Source organism: Desulfurivibrio dismutans (assembly GCF_029210385.1).
Classification (GTDB): Bacteria; Desulfobacterota; Desulfobulbia; order Desulfobulbales; family Desulfurivibrionaceae; genus Desulfurivibrio; species Desulfurivibrio dismutans.
Genome location: NZ_JARGDQ010000011.1, coordinates 92,080 through 101,431, shown reverse-complemented (window position 1 = coordinate 101,431; position 9,352 = coordinate 92,080). Strand labels below are relative to the sequence as shown.

Sequence of the window (9,352 nt, the reverse complement as noted above, 5' to 3'; positions counted from 1 at the left end):
CTTTTCAAAGAGCTCACCGATCTGCTTGAAAGACTTTTGCTTCAGCAGAGCTATTTTTTTGGGCAAGTTTCTGCTGGGATGAGCGTGGTTTTCGACGCAGAGTCCGCAGATGAAATCCTGGAAGCATTGGCATTGCATTTTTTGTATTTCGCATTGGCAAATATACCAATTTTAGCCAATATTTTCAGGTGGTTTATTGTATAAAAAGAGCTTAAACTAGCGCCATTCGGGACAGACCACAATTATTTATCCGCACTTGTACCGCCATCACACCGTTTCCCCACACGTTTCCGGGTGCGTGCACCTCGAACATGGTGCCACATCGCGTCTCGTCATAGCACCTTCTCTGTATTTTCGATGAGTTGAGCTGTTATAGATATCAAGTACACTCATAAACTTCACATTTCCCAGATTCACCTCTCCAAATCCATCCATGCAACAGAGCGCAGTATCGCCTGTAGCAGTGATAGAAACCTGAAACCACGAGGTACAGCCGATGGGTAATACTTGGCTGTGGGTTCGGCTTGTTACTTCTCCAGCCCAGTTTCCCGCTGGTTTAATCATTACCTTGAATGCGGGGAACTGGGCTTTGACCCACTGAATGAAAGCGTGATCATCTTCCCGTTTGCCGCTCACTCGACCGATGGCTACGCGATGGGGGAATTGACCACTGACCATCTTTTTGTAAAGCACCCTGAGATTGGTCACAGTGCGCTCAAAGGGGATGCCCATCTCTTCTTCGTAAACCTCGCGCCGGTGATCGTTTAAAGAGATAGTCAGGTCCAGTGGTCTTTTGGCCGCAGCGAGTTTTAGTATACTGCTTTCGGTCAGCCCTGCGCCGTTGGTAGCAAGCCAGACGCTCGCACTTGGCAGTTTTTCTTCGACCATGCCGATAATGTCGTAAAGGCGATTGTCGAGTAGCGGATCGCTGATTTTGAATGGGCAGACATTGAACGGTACACTGCTTGGGATTTCACACAGATCGTCAATGACCTTGGCAATCAGCTCATCCGACATCCGCGTGCCAGTGCGCTTCATCCGGGTGTGGGGGCAGAAGGTACACTTTGCGTTGCATACGGCTTGCGTTTCGATATGCACCTGCTGTGGATAGAGAAGGTAATGTGATTTGCGCCATTTCTCGACTTTGGCGTGGTAATTCTTAAAATGGTGCTTCTCTTTCTCCGTCAAGTGGTTTGCACTTGCAATCTCATCAAGATTATTTGCCGGGATCATAACACCCCCTGCTTCTGCCAAATAGCCAACCCCGGCGTATACCACGAGACAAATTCCATGTTGACCAGGTTGCCGCCATAGAGCGCGGGCATGTCGCGCAGGAAGCCGTTGACGCGCTGATCTTCGCCTTCGTCGGCGATACGGTAGGTGTTGTCGAAGATGACCAGGGCGTCGTCGCTGAGTTTGGGCAGTACGGTCTCAAATTCCTGCTTGACGTCGTGGTAGAGGTGCGAAGCGTCGAGAAAGGCGAGGCGAATCCCGCTGATATCTTGCAGTGCTTTGGGCAGGGTCTGCCGGCTATCGCCGAGATGGAGTTCGACGCGACTAGCCACGTTGGCAGCGGTCAGGTTAGCCTGGGTGCGGCTGGCATTGTCTGGGTCGAGTTCAAAGGTGAGAACGCGGCCCCGGCATCCGGCGTCGATGAGCGCTTGGGCAAGGACAATGGTGGTGCAGCCCCAGTTGGTGCCGGTTTCGATGATTATTTCTTCGCGGTTGCGGTCCAGGTGCGCAAGCAGCAGGTGGTAAATGAGCCCCCAGCCGGGGTAGCCGATGGTGGCACCACTTTTCTGGCGGGCCTGATCGATGGTGGTAACGCCATGTTCGAGTACGGCGAGCTGCGGATTGGGTAGCAGGCCAAGGTTGTAGCCGAACATGCGGTGATAGATGGGGTGCTTCATTGGCGATTCTCTGTAATCATAACCCGTTCCAAAAGCATCGTTCCTTTAGGAAAAGGTGGGTTACTTCCCGAATAAATTCCCATAAAATCAGTCCCGCAAGCCTGGGCAGCATCATAATCCGTCATTGCATCCCCAACAAACAGACAATCTTGCAAGCGATAAGAATACCGTGAGGCGATGTCCTTAACAATCTCATGTTTTTCCCGAGGGGAGCCATGCACTTCATGAAAATATGAAGTCAGGTTCCTATGCTCGACAATAAATTGCATCTCCTCATGGGGTGTTCCCGATACAACGAAGGCGGGGACTTTATGCTGCCTGAGACACTCCAGGGTTTCCATTGCTCCGTCGATATAAGGGGCCGCCAACACCCCCTCAAGGGCCAGTCGGGTGAACTCCCGATTCAAATCATCAAGCTCTTCTTGGGTGATGGGCTTTTGCAGCAGGTGGCGGTAATAATATTTAAACTTTTCAAACCGGGAAACCCCGCCATTGGCCAGGTGGTAGTCCACCACCGCATGCTCGATCTCCGGGCCATACTGGCGGAACAGGGCGGCGAAAGCCCTGGTTTTAACATCTACGGAATCCAGAATCACCCCGTCAAAATCAAAAAAAACCGCCTGCCACTTAATCTTGCCCATTGTTCACCACCAGACCGGATTCATCGTGTTTGCCGGGGTTTCGTTCGTAAATATCGGCCATGCACAACAACAGGCCCTGGCCCATGTCGATATGGGGGTTGGCCACCAGCTTTTTCCCCAGCTTGGGGCTGAAGTTGTAAGGGGTTATTTTGTAATGGGCTTTGCGTTCCGAAGGAATGGTCTCGATGGTGATCCGGTGGCCGAGGATCTCCTTGATCATCTCCAGCAGTTCCAGGTAGCGCATCTTCTCGTTGCCGGTAAGGATGATGTGGCTGTTTTCATATTCCGGCTTAAGAATTTCGACGCTGCTTTTGGCCGCGTCCCGCACGTGGATGAACTCCCGCAGTTCATCGCCCTGGCCCCGGTAGGTGATCTTGCCTTCCTGGACGGCCTGGCGGAGCAGGCGGAAGATGCTGTTGTTTTCGTCGGCCCGTTCGCCATAGAGAGAGCCGTAGCGCAGACAGGTGTATTTCAGGCCGAAGAGGTTGGCGTAATCATCGATAAAGGATTCGCAGGCCCGTTTGCTGCTGCGGTAAAAGTAGCCGGAATCACTGAACACGTAAGCGGAACTGGCAAAGACAAAGCGTTGCACCGCCGCCTGGCGGCAGGCTTCCAGCAGTTGCACGGTGCCCAGGACGTTGATCCGGGCGGTATCGGTGGGGCGTTGGGCGCATTCGTCGATATCGGCGATGCCGGCAAAGTGATAAACCACGTCGTGGCCGGCTGTTGCCCGGTGGAGCAGTTCCTGGTCCATCAAATCGCCGATGACCATTTCCTGTTCGGGCCGGCGATGGGGGGATTCCTGCCGGTCGAAGATGGTAACCTGGTGACCGGCCTCGCTCAGGGCATCGGCCACATGACTGCCCAAGAAGCCGGAACCGCCGGTGACCAGGATTTTCATGACTGCAACTCCCGGATGAGGTTTTCCACTGCCTGCTCTTCCATTCTGACCCGGCCTTCCCGGGCATAGGAACCGACATGACCGGTGAGCACCACGTTTTCCAGTTCGGTTAACGGCCCCTGGTAGGGTTCCTGTTCGAAACAATCCAGGGCGGCACCGGCCAGGTGGCCGGATTGCAGGGCCTGGTACAGGGCGTCTTCATCCACCAGACCGCCCCGGGCGGCGTTGATCAGGTATGACCCCGGTTTCATCATGGCCAGGCGTTTGGCGTCCATAAAATGGTGGGTTTGGGCGGTATAGGGTAAATGCAGGGAGATAATATCCGCTTCCGCAAGCAGTTTTTCCAGCTCCACCAGTTCAAAATGGTCGTTCACCGGACAGGCGGGGTCGCCACCCAGCACCCGGCATTCCATGGAAGAAAGCATCTTGGCCAGCCGGGAGCCGATCCGGCCGCAGCCGACGATGCCCACGGTTTTGTGCTGAAGCAGGCGGCCCATGGGGCGCACCCAGCGGCTCTGGCGGATGCCGCTGTCCGAAGCGGGAATGCCGCGCAGCAGGGAGAGGATCAGGCCCAGGGCCAATTCGGCGGCGGGGACGGTGGGGGCGTCCGGGGTGTTGGTTACGGTGATGCCCAACTCCTTGGCCGCGGCCAGATCCACCGAATCCAGGCCGATGCCGCAGCGGGAGATCGCCCGCAGGCCGTCGGCGGCGGCTAGCACCGAGCGGGTAAGGGGTTCAACCCCGGCGATCATGCCCACCGGCTTATGCTGTTGCAGCAGGTTGGTTGCTTCTTCTTCGGTGAGTTTTCTTTTTAAGGGATTCAGCACCACTTGCAGGCCGCTTGCTTCAAGTTGTTTGAGCAGTGCGGGTGAATCCACGGCGAATGAAGAGGTGGTTATAAGAACGGTGTTCATACTTCCTCCCCGGTGGGGTATTGGGTTTTGATTTGCTCCAGGCCGGTCAGGCTTGCTCTTAGCAGCATGGTGATATCCAGGCTGTAGGCGATAAAGCGGTAGCCTTCCTGCAGGCGGGCCACTACTTCGGCCGGTTCGGGTTGGACCACGTGGATGCCCGGGGCAATGCCGTGTTTTTGGCAGGCAGCCAAAATGTGCTTGGTGGCGGCTCGCATTTCGGGGTGGTCGAACTGGGCCGTGATCCCCATGGAGGCGCTGAGGTCGTAGGGGCCGATGATGGCGGCGTCAATGCCTGCAACGGCAAAGATCTGGTCCAGGTTGGCCAGGGCGTCGGCATGTTCGATCTGCACGCAGACAAAGGTTTGCTCGTTGGCTTGGGCCACCGAGCGTTCCAGGTGCAGGCCGTAATCATTGGCCCGGCAGTAGCCGACTCCGCGCATTCCTTGAGGAGGGTATTTGACGGCTCGGACCAGTTCCCGGGCTTGATCGCCGGTGTTGATGAAAGGTGCGATCACCCCGGCGGCCCCGGCATCGAGAAAACGCTTGGTGTCGGCATAGACGTTGCCGGCCAGCCGGGCCAGGGGGGCGCAGGCGAGGTTGCCCGCCTTGATGGCCTGGAAAAGGGCCTGGGCCTGGGGCAGGTCCACCGCCGAGTGTTCGATATCCACGGTGAGAAAGTCGAAGCCTGCCGTAGCCATCAGTTCGGCGGCGATGGGGCTGGCGGTGTTGAGCCAGGAGCCGATTACCGGGTGACCTTGGCGCAGGCGTTTCCTAAGCTGCATGGTCGGTTTCCTCGGCACGCATCAAGTAGAGCGCTTCGGCCAGGCGGAAATCGACTTCCTCGTCGATATCCACTGCTTCCAGTTTATCCATGGGGTACATCAGCGGCTTGAGGCCGATTCTTTTGTTGCCGGCGGCCGCGAATGACTTTTGGGAAAAGATGAAAAAGTTGGAGTTTTCTTCAAAAAGCGGCGGTAAGTCCTGGGTTCGCAGCAGTTCGGCCGGGTTGTGGTTTACCGGCTCGCCGGATTCCCAGTAAAGCCGGGTTTGGTGGCGGGTAACGGAGAAGATTGAGTCGTACTCATTGAGAACACTGAAATAACGCTCGATGGCGGCTTCCAGGGTCTCCTGGGTAAGCAAAGGGTTGGTGCTGTGGGTTTGCAGGTAGTGCCGGCCGGAGGTGTTGGCCAGGTCGTAGGCGATGATGTCGTTCATCGGCACGAAATCACCCTGCAACTCCGGGGGACGGCGGATGATTTGCACCTTGGAGAAGTGGCGGGTGGCGTCTTCGGCGATAAAGTCGCTATCGGTGTTGATGACAATGGTGTCGATGCGGGAACAGGCCTCAAGGGTTGCCGCCACCCGGTGATACAGAGGTTTGCCGGCAAATGAGCGGATGTTTTTGTTTGGCACCCGCTCGGAATTGCCTTTCATGGGCAGTAAAGCGATTATTTTCTGGAGTGTATGGTCTTTTTGCATGGCCGATCAAGATAGCAGTATTTTTTGGTTTGACAACCCTTAATTTGTGCCCCGTTTAGCGGTGGTTGGCAAATTTCCGGTAATCGATTTTATCAAAAACCGTACATGCCCCATCAACGGTGGCATCCCAAATGCGTCGGCCCGCTTTTTCGTATTCCTGCCGCGCAATACGGTAAGACTCTTCGGAGCGAGCCAGGTTTGGGTTATCCCAGGTTTGGCCGTAGCCGAAATAGTCCGGGCAAAAATGGTTTGGGTCGGGGCCATCCAGCCGTTTGGCTTCATCCGGCTGGCCGCTGTACTGGTAGCGGTGGTCGAGGCCGATGATGATAATTTCCTTAAAGCCAAGATAATAAGCGATTTGCAGGGCGGCATAGGTAACTGTCCACCCTTCATGAACCCCCTCGCTGATGTCGTGATAAAAACGCTGCTGGCGGTTGCGGGTAACAACATGGTAGGTGAGCGCGTCTTCCGGAACAAACGCTGCCCCCCGTTCACCGATAAACTTCACACAATTAAGCTTTTTAATTTCTCCCGCCGCTTGCTGAATAACCTTTTCGTTCACTGCCACGTAATACTTGGGGTAAAATTTGAACTTCCTGAGCCCCAGAAAAATTTTATTCAAACCAATAACATTTTCCCGCCGCAGAAAGCCCAGATCCATGCGGTTGAGCGACGGGCCGTTGGCGACCAGAAAGGCCCGTTCGCCGATGTGGCGGTTATTAAAAGCTGCGAGCCGGGCATCCATTTACGTTAAGGCAACTGACTTTTTACGGGCCACCGCCGTCCGTGATATAGCGCCGACATATTCAAGGTCGGGGGACTTTCTTAGGTCTTCATCAATAAACTTTTGCACACCTGGCCATTCTTTGGCGTTGTAGTCGTCAAAAACCACATAACCGCCTGGTGCAAGCAGTGGAAAATAATTGTCAAAATCGAATTTAACGCCTTCATAGCTGTGATCACCATCAATTATCAGGAGGTTGATGGGCAGCTCTTTAGCAGTGTTAAGGGCAACCGGATCTGTGCTGTAGTGCTTTAGTACCCGGTAGTCTGCTTGCGGCACATTGGCCAATTCCATGTTGCGTATAAAGGTCAGGTCATTTACCGGTTGGTTAAGAACCGCATCCATCGCCTTGCCATAGTAACCATCAAATGGGTCCAGGCAGACTACTTGCACCTTGTCGAATCTGGTAATGGCATGATTGTACAAAATTGCCAAGCTGACACCGTAAAGAGCGCCGATTTCCAAGATGCACAATTCTTTGCCTGAAACAGATTCAGCGACAAGCTGCCGGGCAATCGCATCCTGCACGGTAGTCGCCAAACGGCCAACACAGTTGCGCTCGATCTGAATTGATTTGGCAGCAAGGTAGTCGATATAAGCTGCTTTGATTCCCTCTTTTTTCAGGTTGATCGAAGCGAAGTCCCGCAGGGTTTTATTGAAAGCCGGGGTTAATGTGCGGTTATGGGCGTATGGATTGGGGTTGTTAGCCTTGATGTCTGCCTGAACTTCGGACTTTATCTCTTCTTTAATTTTCTGCTGACTAGTAAAGAGTTGATTTTTGAGCAGGGAAAGGGAGGGGGCTGTGACTTGCTTGCCATTAAGATGCTCTAGTGCTGCGTTTGCACCTTGAAACCCTAACTGATGCAGTTGCTCCCCTGCACGTCCTTGAACTAGCAATCTCGTATCACCACCCGGTGTGCCGATGGCCACCGCCCGCTCAAAATGATCCAATGCCTTGGCCTGCTTCCCTGCCACCGCCGCCGCCCGCCCCAAGCTGTTATGCACCCCGGCAATCAAAATCCGGCTGACCAGTTTCTTGTCGCAGCCCCAATCCCGGGCCAGGCGGACGTAGCGGCGGGCCTGGTCCATGCTGCCGCACTGCATGTGACCGGCGGCGGCCAGCAGGGCCAGCTTGGCCCGGTCCGGGTGGTGTTGCAGGCGGGGGGTGGAGTTCTGTTCCGTCCCCAGTTCGGCCAGGCTTTGCCAGTCGCCGAACTGCCATTGGGTGCGGGCGCGTTCTAGGAGGTTTTCGTCGTAAGGTACAAGGGAGGCAGGGGCAAGGGGCAAGTTGCAAGGTTCAGGGGCAGGGGTAGGGGCAGGGGCAGGTTCAAGGTTCAAGTTGCAAGGGGCAAGGGGGGCTTTGGCAGCGGTTTTGGTGGCCGGCGGGTTTGGGTGGTTGTTTGGGCGGGTCCGTTGGCTTTTTTGTTTTCTTTTTTTGGCCATTGTTTTCTTGCTGCTGTTTTGCTTGGGTTTTGCCGGAGTTACGCCGGGTGAGGGGGTTTTTTAGCCTATGATTGGGGGGGTGTCAAGGGAAAGAAGGGGCAAGGGGTGAGGGGCAAGTTTCAAGGGGCAAGGTTCAAGGGGCAAGGTTCAAGGGGCAAGTCCAAATTCCTTTAATTTCTTTAAACGGTTGAGGGCGGTGTTCTGGTGGACACCCAATCTGTTGGCGATCTGGCTGCTGGCCATTCTTCTGGTTTACTTGGTTTACTAGACGGAAAATCCGTGATGGGTACCATCAGAAAATTCGACATCAATGCGTAGCTTACCACCGGTTGCCTCGACATAGCGCTTGAGGGTCGAGAGCTTCAAATCACGACCAAGCCTTTCCATACCCGCCACCGTTGGTTGTTTAACACCAATCGTCTGCGCGACTTCCCCCTGAGTTTTATTCACGTGCTCCCGCAATTCGGCCAGGTGGATGCCCAGCAGCATCTCTGCCGCTTTTTCCCGAGCCTCGGCGACAACTTTTGGTTTCTCTGCCGTCAGCATCTGGTCAAGAGTCTTTGCCATAACGGTCACTCCTTCTCCAATTTTTCCAGGTGCGCCGTGAACTCACGGTCGGCCATTGGAATCATTACTTCATAAAATCGATTGCATACCATATAGCTTTTAACCTATAAAATCAATTGCCAATACGGTTACTCCCGGCCCGCTTGGTGAGGGGCAAGGGGTGAGGGGCAAGTTGCAAGTTTCAAGGTTCAAGGGGCAAGGGGTGAGGGGTGAGGTTTGAGGGGTTTGGGTGGCTCACTGAATAACGTACGCGGCAGCGGACCACTTGCCCGAATCTATCGCCGATTACGGTTTAAGGGCGCCAACGGGGATCACCATGACGCCGTCATTCCGCAAGTAGCCATAACCCGTGCCGGTGATTACCGCCAAAAGCGATGGGGAACCGCACCTGGCGGTGTCAACGCGGCCCGCAAATTTCAACAAAGAGGCCGCGCCTTGCGCCACCATCCCTGCTCCCAGTTTTATTTCAAACGCACCCCAACGGCCATCGGCGCACTGAACCACCGCATCCACCTCCAGCCCCGTGTTATCACGATATTGCAAGACATCGGCATATATGGCCTGGGCGTAAACCCGCAGGTCACGAATGACCAGCGATTCAAATAAAAAAACCAGCAGATTAATGTCCTTGAGCACTTCACTGGCGGCCAGATTCCGGGCCGTTGCCGTCTTACCGCAGCTTTCGGCCCTTCGATCACCACCGCATTTCAACC

The 9,352-nt window shown here is 54.9% G+C and carries 13 protein-coding genes and 1 pseudogene; 1 reads left to right on the top strand and 13 read right to left on the bottom strand.

The window, feature by feature from the left end:
* Positions 1–204, top strand: a 204-nt coding sequence (locus P0N66_RS12035) for a hypothetical protein (RefSeq protein WP_275805741.1), incomplete at its 5' end; no start/stop codon positions are given.
* Positions 205–267: 63 nt separating this feature from the next.
* Here P0N66_RS12035 and P0N66_RS12030 read toward each other — a convergent pair.
* The 13 genes and pseudogenes from P0N66_RS12030 to P0N66_RS11975 all read right to left on the bottom strand — a co-directional run bounded on the left by P0N66_RS12030 (position 268) and on the right by P0N66_RS11975 (position 9,275).
* A complete protein-coding gene (locus tag P0N66_RS12030; protein WP_275805739.1) occupies positions 268–1,233 on the bottom strand; it encodes a radical SAM/SPASM domain-containing protein in 966 nt (321 codons plus the stop codon).
* Complete coding sequence (locus tag P0N66_RS12025; protein WP_275805737.1) at positions 1,230–1,910, bottom strand: class I SAM-dependent methyltransferase; 681 nt, start codon at positions 1,908–1,910, stop codon at positions 1,230–1,232. Before P0N66_RS12025 ends, P0N66_RS12030 begins: the two co-directional genes overlap by 4 nt.
* Complete coding sequence (locus tag P0N66_RS12020) at positions 1,907–2,551, bottom strand: HAD family hydrolase (RefSeq protein WP_275805735.1); 645 nt, start codon at positions 2,549–2,551, stop codon at positions 1,907–1,909. Before P0N66_RS12020 ends, P0N66_RS12025 begins: the two co-directional genes overlap by 4 nt.
* Complete coding sequence (locus tag P0N66_RS12015) at positions 2,538–3,452, bottom strand: NAD-dependent epimerase/dehydratase family protein (RefSeq protein WP_275805733.1); 915 nt, start codon at positions 3,450–3,452, stop codon at positions 2,538–2,540. Before P0N66_RS12015 ends, P0N66_RS12020 begins: the two co-directional genes overlap by 14 nt.
* A complete protein-coding gene (locus tag P0N66_RS12010; RefSeq protein ID WP_275805731.1) occupies positions 3,449–4,366 on the bottom strand; it encodes a phosphoglycerate dehydrogenase in 918 nt (305 codons plus the stop codon). The genes P0N66_RS12015 and P0N66_RS12010 overlap by 4 nt, the downstream gene beginning before the upstream one ends.
* A complete protein-coding gene (locus tag P0N66_RS12005) occupies positions 4,363–5,148 on the bottom strand; it encodes an HpcH/HpaI aldolase family protein (RefSeq protein ID WP_275805728.1) in 786 nt (261 codons plus the stop codon). The genes P0N66_RS12010 and P0N66_RS12005 overlap by 4 nt, the downstream gene beginning before the upstream one ends.
* Entirely contained in the window at positions 5,138–5,845 is a 708-nt protein-coding gene (locus P0N66_RS12000) for an acylneuraminate cytidylyltransferase family protein (protein ID WP_275805726.1), read from the bottom strand. Before P0N66_RS12000 ends, P0N66_RS12005 begins: the two co-directional genes overlap by 11 nt.
* Before the next feature lie 55 nt (positions 5,846–5,900).
* Complete coding sequence (locus tag P0N66_RS11995) at positions 5,901–6,590, bottom strand: 6-hydroxymethylpterin diphosphokinase MptE-like protein (protein WP_275805725.1); 690 nt, start codon at positions 6,588–6,590, stop codon at positions 5,901–5,903.
* The gene (locus P0N66_RS11990; protein ID WP_275805724.1) at positions 6,591–8,072 is read right to left on the bottom strand and encodes a class I SAM-dependent methyltransferase; all 1,482 of its coding nucleotides are present in this window, start codon (positions 8,070–8,072) and stop codon (positions 6,591–6,593) included.
* 147 nt (positions 8,073–8,219) lie between these two features.
* Positions 8,220–8,315, bottom strand: coding sequence for a hypothetical protein (locus P0N66_RS12935; protein WP_431190046.1), 96 nt, complete (start codon positions 8,313–8,315; stop codon positions 8,220–8,222).
* A gap of 21 nt (positions 8,316–8,336) precedes the next feature.
* Entirely contained in the window at positions 8,337–8,639 is a 303-nt protein-coding gene (locus tag P0N66_RS11985; protein ID WP_275805723.1) for a helix-turn-helix domain-containing protein, read from the bottom strand.
* Positions 8,640–8,644: 5 nt separating this feature from the next.
* Positions 8,645–8,719, bottom strand: a pseudogene (locus tag P0N66_RS12930) (type II toxin-antitoxin system RelE/ParE family toxin); the annotation flags it as partial.
* 205 nt (positions 8,720–8,924) lie between these two features.
* Positions 8,925–9,275 (bottom strand): DUF4143 domain-containing protein, encoded by a 351-nt coding sequence (locus P0N66_RS11975; RefSeq protein ID WP_489667347.1) that lies wholly within the window; start codon positions 9,273–9,275, stop codon positions 8,925–8,927.
* Positions 9,276–9,352 lie beyond the last annotated feature (77 nt).

What these genes read in the sequence shown, in the direction of transcription:
- P0N66_RS12030 (WP_275805739.1), bottom strand. Translation starts at nt 1,233, where the DNA reads ATGATCCCGGCAAATAATCTTGATGAGATTGCAAGTGCAAACCACTTG.
- P0N66_RS12025 (WP_275805737.1), bottom strand. Translation starts at nt 1,910, where the DNA reads ATGAAGCACCCCATCTATCACCGCATGTTCGGCTACAACCTTGGCCTG.
- P0N66_RS12020 (WP_275805735.1), bottom strand. Translation starts at nt 2,551, where the DNA reads ATGGGCAAGATTAAGTGGCAGGCGGTTTTTTTTGATTTTGACGGGGTG.
- P0N66_RS12015 (WP_275805733.1), bottom strand. Translation starts at nt 3,452, where the DNA reads ATGAAAATCCTGGTCACCGGCGGTTCCGGCTTCTTGGGCAGTCATGTG.
- P0N66_RS12010 (WP_275805731.1), bottom strand. Translation starts at nt 4,366, where the DNA reads ATGAACACCGTTCTTATAACCACCTCTTCATTCGCCGTGGATTCACCC.
- P0N66_RS12005 (WP_275805728.1), bottom strand. Translation starts at nt 5,148, where the DNA reads ATGCAGCTTAGGAAACGCCTGCGCCAAGGTCACCCGGTAATCGGCTCC.
- P0N66_RS12000 (WP_275805726.1), bottom strand. Translation starts at nt 5,845, where the DNA reads ATGCAAAAAGACCATACACTCCAGAAAATAATCGCTTTACTGCCCATG.
- P0N66_RS11995 (WP_275805725.1), bottom strand. Translation starts at nt 6,590, where the DNA reads ATGGATGCCCGGCTCGCAGCTTTTAATAACCGCCACATCGGCGAACGG.
- P0N66_RS11990 (WP_275805724.1), bottom strand. Translation starts at nt 8,072, where the DNA reads ATGGCCAAAAAAAGAAAACAAAAAAGCCAACGGACCCGCCCAAACAAC.
- P0N66_RS12935 (WP_431190046.1), bottom strand. Translation starts at nt 8,315, where the DNA reads ATGGCCAGCAGCCAGATCGCCAACAGATTGGGTGTCCACCAGAACACC.
- P0N66_RS11985 (WP_275805723.1), bottom strand. Translation starts at nt 8,639, where the DNA reads ATGGCAAAGACTCTTGACCAGATGCTGACGGCAGAGAAACCAAAAGTT.